The sequence below is a fragment of the Streptacidiphilus sp. MAP12-33 genome (assembly GCF_041261265.1).
Lineage (GTDB): Bacteria > Actinomycetota > Actinomycetes > Streptomycetales > Streptomycetaceae > Streptacidiphilus.
In genome coordinates this window covers 61,714-81,664 of the sequence record NZ_JBGCCA010000019.1, presented here as the reverse complement: position 1 = coordinate 81,664, position 19,951 = coordinate 61,714, and the positions used below count along the sequence as shown (strand labels likewise).

Here is a 19,951-nt window from a genome sequence, read left to right as displayed (position 1 = left end):
AATGCTCGGCGTCAATAGGTGGGTTTCTTAACAGTTGATAAGGCGTCACCTCGATGCCAACTACAGTGGGCGCCGACAGCAGGAGGGGTGGGCGCGGTGTCCGACGGGGAACGGGTGGTCGCGGGCCGGTACCGTCTGGTCGCGCAGCTGGGGCGCGGCGGGATGGGGACCGTGTGGCGGGCCGAGGATCTGCTGCTGGGGCGCCAGGTCGCCGTCAAGGAGGTGCATCCGCGCGGTGGCGGCGACGACGCAGAGCAGCGCGAGCGGACGCTGCGCGAGGCGCAGGTCGTCGCCCGGATCAGCCACCCCAGCGTGGTGGGTGTCCACGACGTCGTCGAGCAGGGCGGCCGTCCCTGGATCGTGATGGAGCTGGTGGACGGCGCGTCGCTGGCCACCCGGATCGCGACGGAGGGTCCGCTGCCCGCCGACGAGACCGCGCGGATGGGCCTCGCGGTCCTCGACGCGCTCTGCACGGCGCACGCCCTGGGGGTCCTGCACCGGGACGTGAAGCCCGCCAACGTGTTGTGGGAGCGCGACAAGGACCGCTGGGTGCTGACCGATTTCGGCATCGCCAGGGTCGACGGCGAGGCGACGCTGACGGAGGCCGGCGCCTTCCTCGGCTCCCCGGAGTTCACCGCGCCCGAACGCCTGCACGGCGACGACGCCGGCCCGGCGGCGGACCTGTGGTCCCTCGGCGCGCTGCTGGTCGCCGCGCTGGACGGGCGGTCGCTCTTCCACCGCACGGCCATCACGGCGGTCCTCCACGCCGTCGCCTTCGGCCCGATCACGCTGCCGGACCGGGCCCAGCCGCTGGCGCCCGTCATCGGCTCCCTGCTCCACCGCGACCCGCGGGCGCGGCCCCAGGCCGCAGTGGTGCGCGCGCAGTTGGAGCAGTTCCTGCGCGACGGCGCGGTGGACGCCCCGCCCGGCGCCCCCGACGCCACGCTCCGCGGAGCACCCGGCGCCTCGGGCATGCGGTCGGCCTACGGGGGCCAGGTCGCGCCAGCCGGACCGGCGCACCAGGCCGACCACGACGCGCAGGCGGGTCGTGCCGGCCAGGAGGCGCTCACGGGCGGGACCGGGTCGGCCGTGCAGGCGGGCTTCGCCGCGGAGGCCGTGCAGGCAGGCTTCGACGCGCAGGCGGGTCGTGTCGGCCAGGAGGCGCTCACGGGCGGGACCGGGTCGGCCGGGCAGGCGGGGCGGGGCGCGTGGGCGCGCGATGCCGCCCCTGTCCCGCAGGCGGGCCATGTCAGACACGCTGGGCACGCCCCGCAGGCGGGCCGAACCGGGCAGGCCGGGGAGGCGACGGGGGCCGCGCAGATGGGCCCTGCGTCGCCGGCTCCGCAGGCGGGCCGAACCGGGCAGGGCTCCGCGCGGCGGTCGGGGCGGCGGTGGTGGAGGTCGGTCGGGGCCGGCGCGGTCGTGGTGGCGGCGGCGGTCGGGGGGTCGTTCGCGGTGGATGTCTGGTCGGGGGCGCCCACGCCTTCCGCGCGGAGCGGCGGCGCTTCCGCCTCCGCCTCCGCAAGCCCCGCGTCGGTCACTGTCGTGCCCGCGGGGTTCGCGCGGTACCGGGACTCGCACGGGTTCTCCGTGGTGGTCCCCGCCGGGTGGGACCGGCAGGTCGACACTGGTGACGGCACCCGGGTCTACTACGTCTCACCCGGGCAGGGCACCACCCCCGAGGCGCTCTTCAAGATCGGCATCCGGGTCCAGCCCGGCGTCGCCGCGACGCCGCTCACCGCACAGGTCTGCCCCAGCCCGACCGGCTACGCCGCCTTCCGGGCGACGCCCCCACGCGTCACCACGCTCAGCGGCCACCGCGCCGCGTCCTGCAGCTTCACCTGGAGCGGCACCCCCGGTGGGCCGCCGCGCGTCTCCGACCTGCTGCTGTGGACCGACGCGGGCGCCACCTACACCCTGTGGGCCTCCGGCCCGACCGGCGACCGCGCCCGCGTCCAGCAGTTGCTGGCCACCGCCGCAGGCGGCTTCACCCCAGCGCCCCGCTGACCCGCTGACCCACTGACCCGACGCGGGCCTCACTCCGCGACCAGCACCAGCACCGCCTGGTCGTCGTCGGTGAGGCCGCCGGTGAACGCGTCGACGGCGTCGGTGACGGAGTCGAGGACGCTCCGCGCGTCGGCGGCGTCAGCGGCGTCGGCGGTGTCGGTGGCGTCCCCCGGCGGACGCAGCGCGGCGAGGAGGCGTTCCTCGCCGAAGAGCGCGCCCGAGGCGTCGCGGGCTTCGAGGATGCCGTCGGTCACCAGGACCAGCCGGTCCCCGCTCTGCAGGGTGAACGACTCCAGCGCCAGGTCGAGATCGGGGGAGACGCCGAGCAGCCGGCCGGCCGGAGCGGGGCAGGAGAGGGTGCCGTCGGCACGCTGGAGCACTGGCGGCGGATGGCCGGCCCGGACCAGCGAGACCGCGATGCCGTCGCGGACCCGGCGCAGCTCGGCGTAGATCAGCGTCACGAAGCTCTCGGTGCTGTCCGGCCGCGCCAGCAGGGCGTCGTTGACCGCCTGTGCGACCGCGCCCGGCGTGGGCAGCAGCGGCGCGACGGCGCGGGCGGTGTTGCGGACCAGCGCGGTGGTCGTCGCCGCGGCGGCGCCGCGGCCGCAGACGTCGCCGATGACCAGGCCCCACCAGTCGCCGGGGAGCGGGAAGACGTCGTAGAAGTCGCCGCCTATGTCCAGGCCCTCGCCCGCCGGGCGGTAGGAGGCGGCGAGCCGCAGGCCGGGCACGTCCGGCAGTGCGGCGAGCAGCAGTCCGGCCTGGAGGTCGTGGGCCAGCCGGGCCCGCTGCGCGTGCTGGCGGGTGGTCTCGGCGCCGGCCGCGGCGGTGCGGGCGAGCTCCTCGGCGAGCGCGATCGCTCGCGCCCCGAGCGGCCGCTCCGCGGTCGCGACGACGGTCAGCGCGCCGAAGGTGTGGCCGCGCGCGGTCAGCGGCACGCAGACCTGGCCGGTGATCTCCAGGCCCAGCTCCCGCCAGGCACCGCCCGGGGCGGTGCGGCTGACCTCGGTGCGACCGGTCGCCAGCACGCGGCCGACCGGACCGTCCACGGCGGTGGCCCGGCCCTCGGCGGCCAGCAGCGCCTCCGCCTGCTGCGGCAGCTCCGGGGCGAGCGCGACGGCCACGCGCCGGACGCGGCCGTCCTCGCGCACGTCGATCACGCAGACCGGGCCCAGCGCCGGTACGGCCAGCCGGGCCAGCCTCTGCAGGTTCTGCGGGTAGCGGGACTCCTCGCTGACCGCCGTGCTCGTGCGCAGGACGAACTCCAGGTCGGCGCTCAGCTCGTGCTCGCGCTCGGCCGCCTGGCGGCGGGCCACCTCGGTGCGGTGGCGTTCGACGGCGAGTGCGGCCGTCCGGGTGAACACGATGCTGAGGTCGAGGTCCTCCTCCCGCAGCGCACGGGGGGAGCGGTGGTACATGGCGAAGGTGCCGAGCAGCTCCCCGGCGGTGGAGAGGATCGGGGCCGACCAGCAGGAGCCCAGCCCGGCCTTGGCGGCCAGCTCCCGGTAGTCCGCCCAGAGCGGATCGTCGGCGATGTCGTTGACCACGACCATCTCGCGCCGGAACGCGGCGGTGCCGCAGGAGCCCTCGTGGGGGCCGATCGGGCTGCCGTCGATCGCCTCCTTGTAGAAGTCCGGCAGGCTCGGCCCGGCGCCGTGCAGCAGCCGGGTGCCGGTCCGGTCGAGCAGCAGCACCGAGCTGATCACCCCGGGCGAGAGCTTCTCGATCGCCCGGCACATGCCGTCCAGCACCTCCGCGAGCGGCGCGTCGCGCGCGATCTGCTCCAGCAGCGCCTGCTGCTCGGCGGCCAGCTTGTGGGCCGCCCGCTGCCGGGTCACGTCCACGGCGAGGAAGGCGACACCGCGTACGTCCCCGTTCCGGTCCCGCCACGGGTCGAGGCTGACGTCGAAGTACCGCAGGCGGCGGCGGCCGGGCGGTCCCAGCAGGACGCCCGCGCCCTGGGTGACGAACGGCTCGCCGTCGTTGTGGACGGAGTCGAGCAGCGACAGCAGGCCCTGCTGGACCAGCTCGGGCACCACCTCGGCGATCGGCCGCCCGATCACGCTGCCGGGCCGTCCGAGCTCGACCGCCTCGACGAACGCCTGGTTCGCTCCCCTGACCACGTGGGAGGGGCCGCCGAGCACCGCGAAGATCACCGGGGCGTGCGCGAACATGCCGGGCAGCGGATCGACCCCACTGAGGCCCATGGCGCCGGCCGTGTCGGCGCCGGCCCCGTCGCGTGGCTCGTCCACAGGCCCGTCGGACGCGCCGTCGCGGGCGCCGCGCAGGGCGTCGGCCACCCCTGAGCTCCAGGCAGCGCCGACGCCGGGCCGTCCCTTTCCTGCGGCCCCGCGATCCCGTTGCCCCGGCTTCATGGGATCAGCCTGACCCGCCGAACACGCGTTTTACAACTCGGCAGGCCCCGGGCCGGACCCCTTCGGTCGTACTCGGGGGCCGGCTCGGGGAACCGGTCGGCCTCGGCGATGATCAGGCGGCGCAGCCGCAGGAGGGCCGCACCGGGGCGTCCGTCCGGCGACTGATGCCCCGGGGCGGGGTGCTGCGCGGCCCGAACGCCACCGGCGGGGTGATCACCTCGGCGGGGTCGCCGCCCTGACGTACGACCTCGGGCCACGGCGACGACGGCGACAGCCGTGACGGCCGCCACCCTGTTCACCGTTTTGCCCACGTTGCCCCCTAGGATCATCCGGCAGTGCTCGACGGTCACGACTTCACGACCTCCATCGCCCCGCGGTGGAGGTCGTGCCTCGATGGGGAGGAAACGTTCATGCAGGCCCGGAAGATCGGCGCGGTCGCCGCGACGGCCCTGGCGGCTCTGGCCGCCCGCGACCTCATACAGAAGCGGCACGCGCTTCAGCGGAACTTCCCCGTGCTCGGGCACGCCCGCTACCTGCTGGAGAAGATCGGGCCCGAGCTGCGGCAGTACATCGTGACCTCCAACGAGGAGGAGCGGCCCTTCAGCCGGGACCAGCGCAGCTGGATCTACGCCTCGGCCAAGGAGGAGAACAACTACTTCGGCTTCGGCACCGAGGTCGACGTCGAGCACGTCCAGGGCCACGCCTACATCAAGCAGCGCACCTTCGCCTCCGGCACCCTGCCCGACGCGCACGACCCGCAGGCGGCGCTGCCCTCCGCCAAGGTGCTGGGGGGACCGCGCGGCCGCGCCAAGGCGTTCCGCCCGGCCAGCGTGGTCAACATCTCCGCGATGAGCTTCGGTTCGCTCTCCGGCGCGGCCATCACCGCGCTCAACAAGGGCGCCGCCCAGGCCGGCACGATGCACAACACCGGTGAGGGCGGCCTGTCGCCCTACCACCGCAACGGCGGCGACCTGGTCCTGCAGATCGGCACCGCCTACTTCGGCTGCCGCAACGAGGACGGCACCTTCAACCTGGACAAGCTCAAGGAGGTCGTCGCGAGCGCCCCGGTCCGGGCGATCGAGATCAAGCTCTCCCAGGGTGCCAAGCCGGGGCTCGGCGGCATGCTGCCGGGCGCCAAGGTGACCGAGGAGATCGCCGCGATTCGCGGTATCCCGGTCGGCAAGGACTGCGCCTCGCCGTCGCGCCACTCCGCGTTCGGCGACGTCGACTCGATGCTCGACTTCGTCGAGCTGATCGCCGCCGAGACCGGGCTGCCGGTCGGGGTCAAGAGCGCGGTGGGCGAGATGGGCTTCTGGCAGGACCTCGCGAAGCTGATGTCCCAGGGCGACCGCGGTGTCGACTTCGTGACGATCGACGGCGGCGAGGGCGGCACCGGCGCGGCGCCGCGGATCTTCGCCGACTCGGTGGCGCTGCCGTTCCGGATGGGCTTCTCCCGGGTCTACGGCACCTTCGCCGAGCTGGGTCTGACCGACGAGCTGACCTTCATCGGCTCCGGCAAGCTCGGCCTGCCGGAGAACGCCGCGGTCGCCTTCGCGCTCGGCGCCGACATGCTCAACGTGGCCCGCGAGGCGATGCTGTCGATCGGCTGCATCCAGTCGCAGAAGTGTCACACCGACACCTGCCCGACCGGCATCGCCACCCAGAACGCGTGGCTGGCCCGGGGCCTGGACCCGGCCTCGAAGTCCACCCGGGCCGCGGTCTACCTGCGCACCCTGCGCCGCGAGCTGATCAAGGTCTCCTCCGCCGTCGGCGTCGCCCACCCGGGCCTGATCACGGCCGACGACGTCGAGATCATGAACGGCGACTACGAGGCCCGTACCCTGGCTGGTGTCTACGGCTACAAGGACGGCTGGGGCGCCCTCGGCCCGCGTCTCGCCGACGAGATCACCGCGCTGATCGCGGCGCAGCACACCGCCCCGTAGCGGACCCCCGGCCGCAGACCGCCCAGCCGTCGACCTCACGCACCCCAGAGAACCTGCCGGAGAGAAGCACCGTGCCCGAAGAAGTCAGATTCAAGAGCGTCGTCGGCCCCGAGCTGGCCGGGTCGATCGACCTGCCGGAGGGCCCGGTGCGGGGCTGGGGCATCTTCGTCCACGGCTTCACCCTCGGCAGGAACTCGCCGGCCGCCTCGCGGGTCAGCAAGCAGCTGGCCCGCGAGGGGATCGGCATGCTCCGCTACGACAACCTCGGCATCGGGGACTCCGACGGCGACTGGGGCGACGGCTCCTTCACCATCAAGGTCCAGGACACCATCCGTGCGGCGCAGTTGATGGCCGAGCGGGGGACGCCGGCCGACCTGCTGGTCGGCCACTCCTGGGGCGGCGCCGCCGCCATCGCGGCCGCGGCCGACGCGCCGGGTGTGCGCGCGGTCGCCACGATCGGGGCGCCGTCCGACCCCAGCCACGTCGAGCACCAGTACGACGCGGTCGTGGACCGCGTGCTCAGCGAGGGCGAGCACGAGTGGTTCGTCGGCGGGCGGACCCTCGTCCTGAAGCGGGCCTTCGTCAACGACGTGCGGCAGGCCAAGCTGCGGGACAAGGTCCGCGCGCTCGGCCGCCCGCTGCTGGTGATGCACTCGCCCACCGACGACACCGTCGACATCGGCAACGCCGGGGAGATCTTCCGGGAGGCGCAGCACCCGCGCAGCTTCATCTCCCTCGAAGGAGCGGACCACCTGCTGACCGCACGCGGCCAGGCGAAGCGGGCCGCGCACATCATCAGCGCCTGGGCCGACCAGTACATCGACGGCTGAGGGCCCGCCCTCGGCTCACGCCGGGATTCCCTCGCGGGTGGTCCGGTCGGCCGTGCCGTGGGCCGCGTGGCCGGACGGGGACAGGGTGCCGGGGAGCGCGTCGGCGTCGGTGCCGCGGCCGGTGGTGAAGTAGGCGGAGCGGCGGCCCCACTTGGCCCAGGCGGCGGCCGCGAGGCCGCTGACGATGATCAGTGCCGGGGTCAACAGCTCGAACCAGCCGTTGTTCGCGTCCAGGGCGAAGTGGTCGGTGGAGGTCGCCAGGGTCCAGCAGAGCGTGCCGCCGACGTAGAGCAGCGCGAGCGCGCTGAGGCCGGGCACGACCACGGAGAGCAGCGCGCTGCGGGGCGCCGTGCGCAGCTCGGCCCGGAAGCGCCAGGCGCAGGCCAGTGCGGTGAGCGCGTAGCCGAGGGCGACGACCACGCCGATGGCGTTGACGGCGGCGCCGATCAGCTGGTTGACGGTCGGCAGCACCAGCGAGACGCCGGCGATGGCCGCACCGGCCAGGCCGATCAGGACGGTGCCGCGGGCGGGGGAGCCGTAGCGGGGGTGGATGCGCGTCCAGACCCGGCCCATCGTCCCGTCGCGGCCCATGGCGAACAGGCCGCGGGCGGTCGGGATGACGGAGGCCTGGAGCGAGGCGACCAGCGAGAAGGTCAGGGCGACCAGGGGCAGGGCGGCCAGCGGCTGGCTCGCCAGGCGGTCGCCGAAGAACATCAGCCCGGTCGCGCCGTTCCCGGCCAGGTCGTCCAGCGGCAGCACGCGCTGGAAGGAGAGGCCGGCCAGCAGGAAGACGCCGAGCACCAGCAGCAGCGAGAGGACGCCTCCGCGGCCGGCCTGGCGCGGGTCCTGGACCTCCTCGGAGGTGGCGAAGGCGGAGTCGAAGCCCCAGTAGCAGAACAGCGCCAGCACCAGGCCCTGGGCCAGGGCCCCGGTCGAGGGGGCACCGAAGGGGTCGAACCAGCTCAGGTGGAAGGGCTGGTGCCCGGCGAGGAGGCCGTAGCCGCAGAAGCCCAGCAGCACCAGGTACTCGAAGGCCAGCAGTACGGTCTGGAAGCGCGTGGCCTTGTGCACCCCGGAGACCGCGGTCAGGGTGACGGCGGCCAGCACGGCCAGGCCGAGCACGGTCGACTGCCAGCTGGAGTTCGGGTCCAGTGCCAGCCCGCCGAGGTGGTGCAGTCCCGCCTCGCCGCCGAGCTGGAGCAGCGCGGAGCCGGTCAGGGTGGTGGTGTAGGCGAGGAAGACGACCGTGCCGACGATGTTGATCCAGCCGGTCAGGAAGCCGAGCCACGGGCTCAGCGTCCGGCCGACCCACACGTAGGAGTTGCCGCAGTTCGGCTCCACGCGGTTGAGCCGCGCGTAGCCGACGGCGATGCCGAGCACGGGCAGGAAGCCCAGCAGCATGATCCCCGGCAGGTGCGGCCCGACCACACCCGCGATCAGCCCGATGCCGACGCCGACACTGGAGGTCGCGGCGATGCTGGAGGCGGCGACGGCGAGGCTGTCGCGGGTTCCGATGGACCTGATCATGGCCTGGTCGTTGCCGACGCTCGTCGGTTCCTTCGGTTCCTGCACGGGATCCACCGCCTTCACGGGTGCACGAGGTGGGCGGGGCCCGGTGGGTCGGAGGTCACGGGCCCGGCTATACGGAATCAGTGGGTCCTCATATGTGTCAATGGTGTTGACATATCTTTTCGGCTGGTCAGCCGAGGGTGTAGGCCTGGTAGCGCACCGAGTCCGGGGTGCGGGCCGCGGAGGCGACGGCGAGGGTGTGGTTCAGCCAGGCGTAACGGGGGTCGCCCGTCTCGAACCGGCAGAAGAGGCGGAAGTAGTACTCGGCCGGGTCGACCGGCTCGCCCGCGCCGAGTCGGCGCAGCACCTCGGGCGGGCCGTGGCGCACGCCGGTGGTGGTCAGGTAGAGGTGCGCGTCGTCGTGGGTGCGCAGCGTCGAGCGGGTGTCGATGGACGCCGAGCCGTCGGGGTGCAGTACCTGCCAGTCCGCGCCCCCGGGCAGGATCACGCCGGACAGGCGGGGGCCCTCGAAGGTGCCGCCGATGATGTTGATCACCCGGCGGCGGCCGGAGGGCGCGTCGCCGAGGTCGAGCAGCGGGTCGAGCCGCACCTCGAACGCGGCCAGGGGATCGAGCCTCACCGCACGCTCCAGGAGGGGCGCTCGTTGAGCTCCGCGGGGTCGAAGCCGGCGGTGCGCTTGTAGGCGGCGGCGATCCCGGCGCGCTCGGCCAGCGGGACGACCGCCTCGATGTCCGCGAAGCCGTCCGGCGCGCGTTCGTGGGCGAGCCGCATGACGACCTCGGGCCCCTGCTGCCGGTTGGCCCGTTGAAGCGCGGTGGTCGCCGGACGGCGCAGTTCCTCGTAGGCGGCGGTGGACCCGGTGGTGGCGAGCGAGTGCGCGAGCACCCGGGCGTCGATGATCGCCTGGGAGGCGCCGTTGGAGCCGACCGGGTACATCGCGTGGGCGGCGTCGCCCAGCAGGACCACGTCGTCCTTCGCCCAGAAGGGGAGCGGCTCGCGGTCCACCATCGGGTACTCGTAGGCGGCCTCGGCCGTGGCGATCAGCCCCGGGACGTCGAGCCAGTCGAACCGCCAGTCCGCGAAGTGCGCCACCACGGTCGCCAGGTCGGCGGGCCGGTTCCAGTTGCCGCGCTCCGGCGGCTCGCCCTCCAGCGGGCGCTCGGCGATCCAGTTGACCAGCCGTCCGTCGCCGATGGGGTAGGCGACGAACTTCTGGGTGCCGTCCCCGGCCATGATCATGGAGCGGCCGGTCAGGAACGGGGGAGCCCAGGTCGTGCCGCGCCACAGCACCAACCCGTTCCACGGCGGCGCGCCCTCCTGCGGGAAGAGGGCGGCGCGGACGGCCGAGTGGATGCCGTCGGCCCCGACCAGCAGGTCGCCGTCGTGGCGCAGGCCCTCGACGCGGACGCCGGTGCGCACCGCGTCGGTGCCGAGACGCTCACGGACGGCGTCCAGGAGCAGCAGTTGCAGGGCGCCGCGGTGAACCGAGTACTGCGGCCACCGGTAGCCGGCGTCCAGGCCGCGCGGCTCGGACCAGACGGGCTGTCCGTGCCGGTTGAAGTAGGCCAGCTCGGCGGTGCGGACGCCGATCGCGGCGAGCCGGCCGGCCAGGCCGAGTTCGGTCAACTCCCGTACCGCGTGCGGCAGCAGGTTGATCCCGACGCCGAGGGGCCGGATCTCTGCCGCCGCCTCGTGGACGACGACCTCCCCGAATCCGGCGGCATGGAGGCTGAGGGCGGTGGCGAGGCCGCCGATGCCGCCGCCCGCGATGGTGATGCGCACAGCTCGCTCCGATCCTGGCGATCCTGATGGCCGAGGGAGATTGTTACGGCCGTAACAATCTCCCAGTGCGTCGCGATGCGCAAGACTTCTCCCGTGGACAGCTCAGACCGATCGGACGCCTTCGACCGCCCCGACCTCAGGTATGCCGACTTCGCGCGCGAGCGCGTGGCGCAGCTGCCGCCTCCGGCCGATCCGGAGACCTTCGCGCTCGCCTACCACCTGCTCCACCTGTCCTACCTGGTGGTGGCCGACCTGGAGAGCCAGATCCACCGGCCGCGCGGCTGGACGCTGCCCGGGTTCCGGTTGATGTTCAAGCTGTGGCTGCTCGGACCCACTCAGCCGGCCCGCCTCGCGGAGATCTCGGTGATGTCGCGGGCGGCGGTCACCAACGCCGTCAACACCCTGGAGCGGGAGGGCCTGGTCGAACGCCGGCCGCTGCCGGACGACCGGCGCGCGGTCGTCGCCGCGCTCACCCGGGCGGGGGAGGCGGCCGTGCGCGAGGCTTTCGCCGAGCAGACCGGCCGCGAGCAGCAGTGGTTCGCCGCCCTGGATCCGGCGGAGCGGGCCACTCTCACCGAGCTGGTCCGCCGCGTCCTGGCCGCGCGCCCCCATGGGGCTCAGGACTGATTTCACGTCAGGTGACCCCACTGGCCGTGGTGCAGGCTTAGCAATCCTGCAACATCCCGAGTATTGAGACTCGCTGAAGGCCGCTGCTATCAATGGAGCGTGATCACGGAGACCGGGTCACCGGCCCCGGGGGATCGCGCATCGTCCACGCATGAAACAGGCGTCCCACGGGTAGATCGGTGCCACACGGCTGTCATGGGCATGCCCTCCAGCCTGCGTGAACACCTTTTGACGCGACGGCGGGAGGCAGGAACAACATGCGCGTGGGACGGATACTGAGAGCCGCGACGGCTGCGACGGCGATCGCACTCGTGGCCGCGGGCTGCTCGGGCAGCGGCGGCGGCAGTGGCACGATCGGCAACGGCGAGAGCGCGGCCGCGAGCAAGAAGCCGGTCAAGCCCGGCGGGACGGTCACCATCGCCCAGGTCGGCGCCACGCCCGACTTCGTCTTCCCGTTCGCCCCGGCGACCAACCAGAACGGTTGGAACGTCAACCTCACCCAGCCGCTGTGGCCGTTCCTGGTGTACTCGGGCGACGGCGCCGACTCGGTGGTCAACAAGTCCAAGAGCCTGTTCAGCAATCTGGTCTACAGCAACGGCGACAAGACGGTCACCATCACCCTCAAGAGCTGGAACTGGTCGGACGGGAGCCCGGTCACCAGCCGGGACTTCACCTTCGTCTACAACCTGCTCAAGGCCAACTACGCGAACTGGAACGCCCACCTCGTCGGCCTCTTCCCGGAGGACGTCGCGTCGGTGTCCACCCCGGACGCCCACACGGTGGTGCTGAACCTGACCCAGGCCTACAACCCCGACTTCTACACCGACGACGTGCTCAGCACGATCCCGCTGCTGCCGCAGCACGCCTGGGACAAGACCTCCGCGACCGGCGCCGTCGGCGACGACGACACGACGACGGCGGGCGCCAAGGCCGTCTACTCCTACCTCCAGCAGGAGGGCGCGAAGACGACCGAGTTCGCCACCAACCCGCTCTGGCAGGTGGTCGACGGACCCTGGAAGCTGTCGGACTTCCAGGCCAGCGGCGCGTACGGCTACGTGCCCAACACGGCCTACTCCGGCGCCAAGCCGACCCTCGACAAGGTCGCTTTCGCGCCCTTCACCACCGACACCCCCGAGATCAACGCGCTGCGCGCGGGCAGCTCGCTGGACGTCGCCTCGCTCCCGCTGAACGACATCAAGCAGGCGCAGGCCCTGGAGTCCAGCGGCTACTCCATCGCCAGCGTGCCGATCCCCGGCGTGGCCGAGATGATCCCCAACCTCTACAACGCCCAGGTCGGGCCGCTGCTGCGGCAGTTGTACATCCGTCAGGCGATGGAGTACCTGATCGACCGCAACCAGATCGTCGACAAGGTCTACAACGGCTACGCGGACCCGGGCAACGGTCCGGTGCCGGTCAAGGCCGAGGGGGCCTGGGCCTCGCCGTTGGAGAAGTCCGGCGGCCCGTACCCGTACGACCCGGCCAAGGCGACCGCGCTGCTCCAGGCGCACGGCTGGAAGGTGGTCCCGAACGGGACCACCACCTGCGCGAGCCCGGGCACCGGGGCGAACCAGTGCGGCGACGGCATCACCGCCGGCCAGGCCCTGACCCTCAGCCTGGTGTACTCCTCCGGCCGGTCCACCACGGACGTGCAGAACGCCGCCATCAAGTCCTCCGAGGCCCAGGCCGGCATCACCGTCAACCTCAAGTCGGAGCCGTTCAACACCCTGATCAGTGAGATCGGCACCTGCACCGCCTCGTCCCACCCGGCCTCCGGCTGCGGCTGGCAGCTCGCCGAGTTCGGCTACGAGCCCTACTCGCTCTACCCGAACGGCACCGGCTACTTCGACACCGGCGGCAACGGCAACTCCGGTGGCTACTCCGACCCCACGATGGACCAGCTGATCAAGGCCACCGAGTACGGCTCCTCCGCGGCCACCTTCACCCAGTACGAGGACTACGCCGCCAAGCAACTGCCGTGGCTCTGGCTGCCGTTGCGCGAGGGCATCCTGGTCTACCGGACCAAGCTCCAGGGCGTCGTCCCGCTCAACCCCTTCTCCGAGGGGCAGGACTTCGAGGACTGGGGCTACACGGCGTGAGTCTCGCCCCGGGGCGGCACCGTGTGAGGCGCACGCGGTGACCGCCTACCTCATCCGCAGGATCGGCCAGGCGGTCGTGGTGGTGGTCGGCGTGGTCGTGCTGACCTTCATCATGATCCACCTGGTGCCCGGCAGCGCCGCCCGGGCCACCCTCGGCACCCGCGCCACCGCCGAGCGGATCGCGGTCTTCAACGCCACCTACGGTCTCGACCGGCCGCTGGCGGCGCAGTTCTGGACGTATGTCCAGCACGCCGCCCGGGGCGACTTCGGCACCTCGTACTCCCTCCAGCAGCCGGTCTCCACGCTCATCGCGCAGCGGCTGCCGAAGGACGCGCTGCTGTTGGGGCTGTCCACGCTGCTCGCACTCCTGGTGGCGCTGCCGATGGGCATCTACCAGGCGGTGCGCCGGGGCCGGGCGGCCGACCACGTCTTCACCGTCGTGTCGTTCGTGCTGTACTCGATGCCGGACTTCTTCTTCGCCCTGGTGCTGGTGGCGGTCTTCTCGGTGCAGCTGCATCTGCTGCCGCCGCAGGCCCCGCAGGCGGAGTCCGTCGGCGGGATCCTGGCCGACCCGCAGGCCCTGGTGCTGCCGGTGGTCACGCTGACCCTGGTCAGCGTGGCCGGCTTCAGCCGGTACATGCGCTCCTCGGCCATCAGCACCCTGGGCGAGGACTACGTCCAGGTGGCGCGCGCCAAGGGCATGCCGGAGCGGATGGTGCTGATCCGGCACGTGCTGCGCAACTCGCTGCTGCCGGTGATCACGGTGCTCGGCCTGTCCGCGCCGAGCATCGTGGCCGGCGCGGTGATCGCCGAATCGGTGTTCAACTACCCGGGCATGGGGCTGCTCTTCTACCAGGCGGCCACCAGCAAGGACTACCCGATCATGCTCGGGTCGACCCTCGTCGTGGGTGTGGCCACCGTCCTCGGCAGCCTCTTCGCCGACATCGCCTACAGCCTCCTCGACCCCAGGATCCGCCATGTCGACGCTTGAACCACCGGTGGGCGCGCCCGAGCTCAGGGGCGGGGGCGCGCCCCCGCTCGCGTCCGACCCGCCGTCTACGCCGCCGTCTACGCCGCCGTCGACGCCGCGCCGGGCGCGGCGCGGTGGGCGGCTCTCGGTGCGGGCGTTCCTGGGCAACCGGCGGGCCGTGGTCGGGCTCGGCCTGGTCGTGGTCGTCGCCGCGTTCTGCTTCGTCGGCCCCCTGCTCTACGGGACCGACCAGGTCACGGTGCGGCTGGACCTCGCCGACCTGGGCCCCGGCGCGGACAATCCGCTCGGCACCGACGCCTCCGGGTACGACGTGCTGGGCCGGTTGATGACGGGCGGTCAGTCCTCGCTCGAACTGGGCCTCGCCGTGGCCGTGGCGACGACCGTCGTGGGCACCCTCTACGGCGCCGTCGCCGGGTACTTCGGCGGCATCGTCGACGCCCTCATGATGCGCGTCATCGACACCTTCCTGGCCGTGCCGAGCATCGTGCTGCTGCTGATGATGGTCAGCATGTTCACCCCCACGCTCTGGGGGATCGTGCTGCTGCTCTCGCTGCTGTCCTGGCTCACCTCGGCGCGGCTGGTCCGGGGCGAGGTGCTCACCCTGCGCACCCGGGAGTTCGTCCAGGCGGCCCGGATGATGGGCGGCGGTGGAGGACGCATCGTGCTGCGGCACCTGGTGCCCAACGCGGTGGGCGTGATCATCGTGAGCGCGACCTTCACCGTCGCCGACTCGATCCTGACGCTGTCCGCGCTCAGCTTCCTCGGACTGGGGCTGCCGCCCCCGCACGCGGACTGGGGCACCATGCTCTCCGCCGGCCTCAACTCCCTCTACGACGGCTACTGGTGGCAGGTCTACCCGCCCGCCGTGATCCTGATCGTCACCGTGGTGGCCTTCAACCTGATCGGCGACGCCGTCCACGACGCGCTGGACGCCCGTACGCGACGCTCCTGACCGCTGCCCGCATCACGACCGAGGACTCCACCAATGCCACCGCTCCTCGAGGTCCAGCACCTCACCACCCACATCCGGACCCGGCGTGGCGTCGTCAGGGCCGTGGACGACGTCTCCTTCACCCTGGAGGCGGGGGAGACCCTCGGACTGGTCGGCGAGTCCGGCTGCGGCAAGTCCATGACCGGACTGTCGGTCATGGGCCTGCTGCCGCCCGGCGGCGAGATCGTCGGCGGCTCCTCGGTCAGGCTCGACGGGCGCGAGCTGGTCGGGCTGCCCGACAAGGAGCTGCGCCGGGTCCGGGGCAACGAGATCGCCATGGTCTTCCAGGACCCGATGACCTCACTGAATCCGACCAGGACCATCGGCCACCAGGTGGCCGAGTCCGTACTGCTGCACCGCGGTTGCACCCGGGCGGAGGCGGCCGAGCGGGCCGTCGAGGTGCTCGGCCTGGTCGGGCTGCCGCACGCGCGCGAGCGGCTCGGTGACTACCCGCACCAGCTCTCCGGCGGCCTGCGCCAGCGCGTCCTGATCGCCATGGCGCTCGCCAACGAGCCGCGCGTGCTGATCGCCGACGAGCCCACCACGGCCCTGGACGTCACCATCCAGGCGCAGATCCTCGACCTGCTCGCGGACCTGCGCCGCCGCCTGGACATGGCGGTCGTCCTGATCACCCACGACATGGGCGTCACCGCCGGGCACACCGACCGGGTCAACGTCATGTACGCGGGCCGGATCGCCGAGAGCACCGGCACCGAACGGCTCTTCCGCGGCATGCGCCACCCCTACACGCAGAGCCTGCTGGCCTCGGTGCCCCGACTGGACCAGGACCCGGCGACCCGCCTCCCCACCATCCCCGGTATGCCCCCGGACCTGGTCGACCCGCCGTCCGGCTGCCGCTTCGCGGAGCGGTGCGCGTACGTCACCGACACCTGCCGCGAGAAGGAGCCGCAGCTCACCGGCACGGACGGCGGCGACGGCCCGGACGGTCACCGGTTCGCCTGCTGGCATCCGACGGACGGCCCGCTCCCGCGTGCCTCCGTTACTGCGACCCCGCGACCCGCCGACGCGCCTTCCGGTACGCCGTCCGTCGCGGCCGGGAGCGTGCCGCTGCTCGAAGCCCGGGACCTGGTCAAGGAGTTCCCGGTCCGCGGGGCCCGGCTGCCCGGCCGGCCCCGACGCGTCGTGCACGCGCTCTCCGGCGTCTCCCTCACCCTCGCCGCCGGGGAGACCTTCGGCCTGGTGGGCGAGTCGGGCTGCGGCAAGACGACGCTGGGCCGCATCCTGGTCGGCCTGGACCGGCCCGACGCCGGCTCGGTCACGCTGGAGGGGACCGAGCTCGGCCCGCTGCGCGGGCGCGAACTGCGGCGCCGCCGCCGGGACCTGCAGATGATGTTCCAGGACCCGTTCTCCTCCCTCGACCCCCGGATGCGGGTCGGCAGCATCCTGCGCGAGCCGTTGCAGATCCAGGGCATCGGCACCGCCCGCCAGCAGGAGTCCCGGGTCGCGGAACTGCTCGACGAGGTCGGCCTGCCGCAGCACGCCGTGGAGCTGTACCCGCACGAGTTCTCCGGCGGCCAGCGCCAGCGCATCGGCCTGGCCCGCGCGCTGGCCCTCACCCCCCGGGTGATCGTGGCCGACGAGCCGGTCTCCGCGCTGGACGTCTCGGTCCGGGCCCAGGTGCTCAACCTGATGAACCGTCTCCAGGCCGATCACGGCCTGTCCTACCTGGTCATCTCGCACGACCTCGCGGTGGTGCGCTACCTCGCCGACCGGATCGGCGTCATGTACCTCGGCCGCATGGTCGAGGTCGGCACCGCGGACGACATCCACCTGCGCGCCGTCCACCCGTACACGGCCGGTCTGCTGGACGCCGTCCCCGTGCCGGATCCGGGCGAGGAACGGGCCAAGGCCGCACGCGGCCCGGCCGTCAGGGGCGAACTGCCGAACCCGGTCGACCCGCCGTCCGGCTGCCGCTTCCGCACCCGCTGCCCGCTGGCCCAGGACCGCTGCGCGCAGCAGGAACCGGTCCTGCGCCCCTTCGGCCCCCGCCACTTCGCCGCCTGCCACTTCCCGCTCCAGGAGCCGCCCGCGGAGTGAGGACCCGCGCGGTACGCACGGGCCTGACGGTCCGTCGCCGGATACGGTGGGCGCTACACCCTGCACGTGGCGAAGGTGGAGCGCAGTCACGGATTCACCCGCGCGTAGCACTCACCCGTCGGCGAGGAGGTCGGCCAGGAGGTCGGCGCGGTGCTCGGTGAGGTCCGTCAGCTTCTCCGGGTAGGCGTTGGCGGTGTAGTACCTGCGGCCGTCCTCGTAGCTCGCCTCCGACAGCAGGTAGGTGTGCATCACCAGGCCGTAGGTCGCGTCGCCGGTGTACTTGCCCAGGACCGTGTCGCGGTCCCCGCGCAGGGCGGCGAAGGGGTGGGCGACGTCGCCGTACTCGATGGTGAAGGTCCAGTACACCATCCACCAGGCCGTCAGCTCCGCGACCGGGACCTGGCGCAGGTCGCCGCCCTCGACGACGGTGACCTGGCCTGCGGCGTCGACCTCCGCCCCGGCGGGGAGTTCGCGGCCGTCGACCACCGCGAAGGCGCGGGGGGCGTAGCCGTCGGCCTCGGCCAGCAGGCGCAGCCGCTCGTGCCGCAGCGCGAGCAGGTCGGTGCGGTGGACGGTGACGTCGGTGATCTCGTCGATTGGGAGCAGGGCCTGTCCGGTGTGCACGTGGCTCAGATGCCGCCGGGCGAACTCCTGGTCCGTGCCCTCGTAGCGGCTCCACACGCGCCCGCCGTCCCTCGTCCCCAGGCTCGCGAACGGCTCGCCGCGCCAGCGGAAGGTCCAGTGCGCCTCGAACCAGGCGTCCAGCAGCTCCGGATCGACCAGGTGGACGTGGCGCGGCTCGTCCTCGTCCGGCGACCGCTCCAGTCCCGTCGGTGCCCGGCCGTCGCCGCGGGCGCGCAGTGCCAGCCGTGGCCACAGGCTCGGCTCGGCCCTGCACGGGTAGGCGACTCCCTGCCAGACCGCCCACCCGTCGCGGGAGGTGAGCAGCTCCACGTCGTCGGGATCGTGTGCCACGTCGAACACCTGCTGCCTCCTCGTCGGCCGATCGGAATCCGGCCGACAGGATGTCACGTACTGTGGCGAGCGGAAGGGTGATCGGCTCGTCGTGGCGGGAGGCCGGGCGTGATGGGGCAGGAGGCCGCCGAGCGGCGGACCGGGGGCGTGCGCTGGCTGGTGCTGGTCTACAAGATCCCGGCGGAGCCGACGCGGCTGCGGGCCGGCGTATGGCGGAAGATCAAGGGCCTCGGGGCGATCTACCTGCAGAACTCCGTCGCGGCCCTGCCCGAGAGCGCGTCGGCGGAACGCGCGCTGCGGCTGCTGCGCAACGAGATCCTGGAGATGGGCGGCACGGCCTCGCTGCTGACCGCGGGCGCGCTCGGCGGTGGGCCGGAGATCGAGGAGCAGTTCAACGCGGCCCGCGACGACGAGTACGAGGAGATCGTGGACCGCTGCGAGGACTTCCTCGGGCAGATCGAGAAGGAGTACCGGGCCGAGCACTTCACCTACGCCGAGCTGGAGGAGAACGACGAGGACCTGGTGAAGCTGCGCAACTGGCTCGCCAAGGTGGTGGCCAGGGACGTCCTCGGCGCCTCTGGCCAGACGGCCGCGCAGACCGCGTTGGAGCGGTGCGCCAAGGTGCTGGACGAGTACGCGGCCCGCGTCTACGCCGAGGAGGGGGAGGGCCGCTGACGCCGCGCCTCAGCGGGCCCTGGTGCCGCGCACCGCGCGGGCCAGGGAGAGGCCGAGCAGGCCGGCGACGACCGGGGGGAGCAGCCACCAGGCGTTGATCCCGGCCCGGACCAGCCCCCAGGTGGCGGCCAGGGCGAGGACCACCCCGAGCGCGACGCGCCAGTCGTCGCCGACGACGAAGTCGTACCAGAACCGCAGGAACGCGCGGACGGCCGGGACGGGGTTCACGTGAGGCTCCCTTCGGAGCGCGCTGCCGCGGGGGCGACGGTGACGGCGTGGGTGTGGCGCAGGACCGCGGTGCAGCCCAGGGCGAGCGCGGCCACGGCCGGGACGAGGACCAGCAGCGCGGCGTCGGAGCCGGGCCAGCGGGCGCCCGTGCCCTCGGTGGCCCAGAAGACGCCGAAGGCGGTGAGCATCGTGCCCACCACGAACTTCATGGTGTTCTCCGGGACCTTGGCCAGCGGCGCCCGCACGGCCACTCCGGCGAGGGTGACGGCGGCGACCGCGACCAGTGCGCCGAGCACCGCGACCGGGATGTCGTGCTGGTTGTCGCCGAAGGTGACGACGATGAAGGCGACCTCCAGGCCCTCCAGGAAGACGCCCTTGAACGAGAGCGTGAACGCGTACCAGTCCTTGACCCGCCCCCGCCCGCCGGTGGCGGCCGCCGCCGCGGCGTCGACCTGGTGGGCGTAGGCCGCGCTCTCGTCGTGGAGCGCCTTGTGGCCCGAGCCGCGCAGGACGGCCTTGCGCAGCCACTGCAGGCCGAAGACCAACAGCAGCGCCCCCACGAGCAGCCGCAGCGGACCGAGCGGGAGGTGCCCGATCGCGGGGCCGAGCGCGGCGACGGTGACCGCCAGCACCAGCAGCGCGGCGAGCGTGCCCTGGAGAGCCGAGCCCCAGTGCCGGCTGGTACCGGCGGCCAGCACGATTGTCAGCGCCTCGACGGCTTCGACGGCGCAGGCGAGGAACACGGTGGCGAAGAGGACGAACGTGGTCACATATGAAAACTAACAGTCGTTACATCCACCGGGCAAGGGTGTACAGCCGGCGCGGGTGGGGGTAGGACCGACC

At 72.9% G+C, this 19,951-nt stretch carries 16 protein-coding genes; 9 read left to right on the top strand and 7 right to left on the bottom strand.

Going from position 1 to position 19,951, the window contains the following annotated elements; translation table 11 throughout:
• Positions 1-96 precede the first annotated feature (96 nt).
• On the top strand, positions 97-2,007 hold the full coding sequence (locus ABH931_RS19970) for a protein kinase (protein ID WP_370115070.1): 1,911 nt from the start codon (positions 97-99) through the stop codon (positions 2,005-2,007).
• A 29-nt stretch (positions 2,008-2,036) separates the two neighbouring features.
• Here ABH931_RS19970 and ABH931_RS19965 read toward each other — a convergent pair whose 3' ends face one another.
• Complete coding sequence (locus ABH931_RS19965; protein ID WP_370115068.1) at positions 2,037-4,307, bottom strand: SpoIIE family protein phosphatase; 2,271 nt, start codon at positions 4,305-4,307, stop codon at positions 2,037-2,039.
• A gap of 485 nt (positions 4,308-4,792) precedes the next feature.
• Between ABH931_RS19965 and ABH931_RS19960 the strand changes: the two genes are divergently transcribed.
• A complete protein-coding gene (locus ABH931_RS19960; RefSeq protein ID WP_370115066.1) occupies positions 4,793-6,325 on the top strand; it encodes an FMN-binding glutamate synthase family protein in 1,533 nt (510 codons plus the stop codon).
• Between the two features lie 71 nt (positions 6,326-6,396).
• Positions 6,397-7,155 (top strand): alpha/beta hydrolase family protein, encoded by a 759-nt coding sequence (locus ABH931_RS19955; protein ID WP_370115064.1) that lies wholly within the window; start codon positions 6,397-6,399, stop codon positions 7,153-7,155.
• Between the two features lie 15 nt (positions 7,156-7,170).
• Here ABH931_RS19955 and ABH931_RS19950 read toward each other — a convergent pair whose 3' ends face one another.
• The 3 genes from ABH931_RS19950 to ABH931_RS19940 form a co-directional block, all read right to left on the bottom strand.
• Positions 7,171-8,682, bottom strand: a complete 1,512-nt coding sequence (locus tag ABH931_RS19950; protein ID WP_370115193.1) for an APC family permease — start codon at positions 8,680-8,682, stop codon at positions 7,171-7,173.
• 172 nt (positions 8,683-8,854) lie between these two features.
• Positions 8,855-9,304, bottom strand: a complete 450-nt coding sequence (locus tag ABH931_RS19945; protein WP_370115062.1) for a DUF3237 domain-containing protein — start codon at positions 9,302-9,304, stop codon at positions 8,855-8,857.
• Positions 9,301-10,467, bottom strand: coding sequence for a flavin-dependent oxidoreductase (locus tag ABH931_RS19940; RefSeq protein ID WP_370115060.1), 1,167 nt, complete (start codon positions 10,465-10,467; stop codon positions 9,301-9,303). Before ABH931_RS19940 ends, ABH931_RS19945 begins: the two co-directional genes overlap by 4 nt.
• A gap of 93 nt (positions 10,468-10,560) precedes the next feature.
• On the opposite strand from ABH931_RS19940, the gene ABH931_RS19935 reads away from it, so the two are divergent.
• From ABH931_RS19935 to ABH931_RS19915, 5 genes are all read left to right on the top strand, one after another.
• The gene (locus tag ABH931_RS19935) at positions 10,561-11,094 is read left to right on the top strand and encodes a MarR family winged helix-turn-helix transcriptional regulator (RefSeq protein WP_370115058.1); all 534 of its coding nucleotides are present in this window, start codon (positions 10,561-10,563) and stop codon (positions 11,092-11,094) included.
• Positions 11,095-11,357: 263 nt separating this feature from the next.
• The gene (locus ABH931_RS19930) at positions 11,358-13,190 is read left to right on the top strand and encodes an ABC transporter substrate-binding protein (protein WP_370115056.1); all 1,833 of its coding nucleotides are present in this window, start codon (positions 11,358-11,360) and stop codon (positions 13,188-13,190) included.
• 37 nt (positions 13,191-13,227) lie between these two features.
• Positions 13,228-14,181 carry an ABC transporter permease gene (locus ABH931_RS19925; RefSeq protein ID WP_370115054.1) on the top strand — a complete coding sequence of 318 codons (954 nt, stop codon included), beginning with the start codon at positions 13,228-13,230 and terminating at the stop codon, positions 14,179-14,181.
• Positions 14,168-15,133 (top strand): ABC transporter permease, encoded by a 966-nt coding sequence (locus ABH931_RS19920; RefSeq protein ID WP_370115052.1) that lies wholly within the window; start codon positions 14,168-14,170, stop codon positions 15,131-15,133. The genes ABH931_RS19925 and ABH931_RS19920 overlap by 14 nt, the downstream gene beginning before the upstream one ends.
• Before the next feature lie 33 nt (positions 15,134-15,166).
• Complete coding sequence (locus ABH931_RS19915; RefSeq protein WP_370115050.1) at positions 15,167-17,230, top strand: dipeptide ABC transporter ATP-binding protein; 2,064 nt, start codon at positions 15,167-15,169, stop codon at positions 17,228-17,230.
• A gap of 111 nt (positions 17,231-17,341) precedes the next feature.
• On the opposite strand, the gene ABH931_RS19910 is transcribed toward ABH931_RS19915, so the two are convergent.
• Complete coding sequence (locus tag ABH931_RS19910; RefSeq protein ID WP_370115049.1) at positions 17,342-18,214, bottom strand: hypothetical protein; 873 nt, start codon at positions 18,212-18,214, stop codon at positions 17,342-17,344.
• Between the two features lie 102 nt (positions 18,215-18,316).
• On the opposite strand from ABH931_RS19910, the gene ABH931_RS19905 reads away from it, so the two are divergent.
• Positions 18,317-18,880, top strand: a complete 564-nt coding sequence (locus tag ABH931_RS19905; protein ID WP_370115191.1) for a Chromate resistance protein ChrB — start codon at positions 18,317-18,319, stop codon at positions 18,878-18,880.
• 9 nt (positions 18,881-18,889) lie between these two features.
• Here ABH931_RS19905 and ABH931_RS19900 read toward each other — a convergent pair whose 3' ends face one another.
• Both ABH931_RS19900 and ABH931_RS19895 read right to left on the bottom strand, forming a co-directional pair.
• Positions 18,890-19,108: a hypothetical protein gene (locus tag ABH931_RS19900; protein WP_370115047.1), complete on the bottom strand. Its 219-nt coding sequence runs from the start codon at positions 19,106-19,108 to the stop codon at positions 18,890-18,892.
• Positions 19,105-19,878, bottom strand: a complete 774-nt coding sequence (locus ABH931_RS19895) for a COG4280 domain-containing protein (RefSeq protein ID WP_370115046.1) — start codon at positions 19,876-19,878, stop codon at positions 19,105-19,107. Before ABH931_RS19895 ends, ABH931_RS19900 begins: the two co-directional genes overlap by 4 nt.
• Positions 19,879-19,951 lie beyond the last annotated feature (73 nt).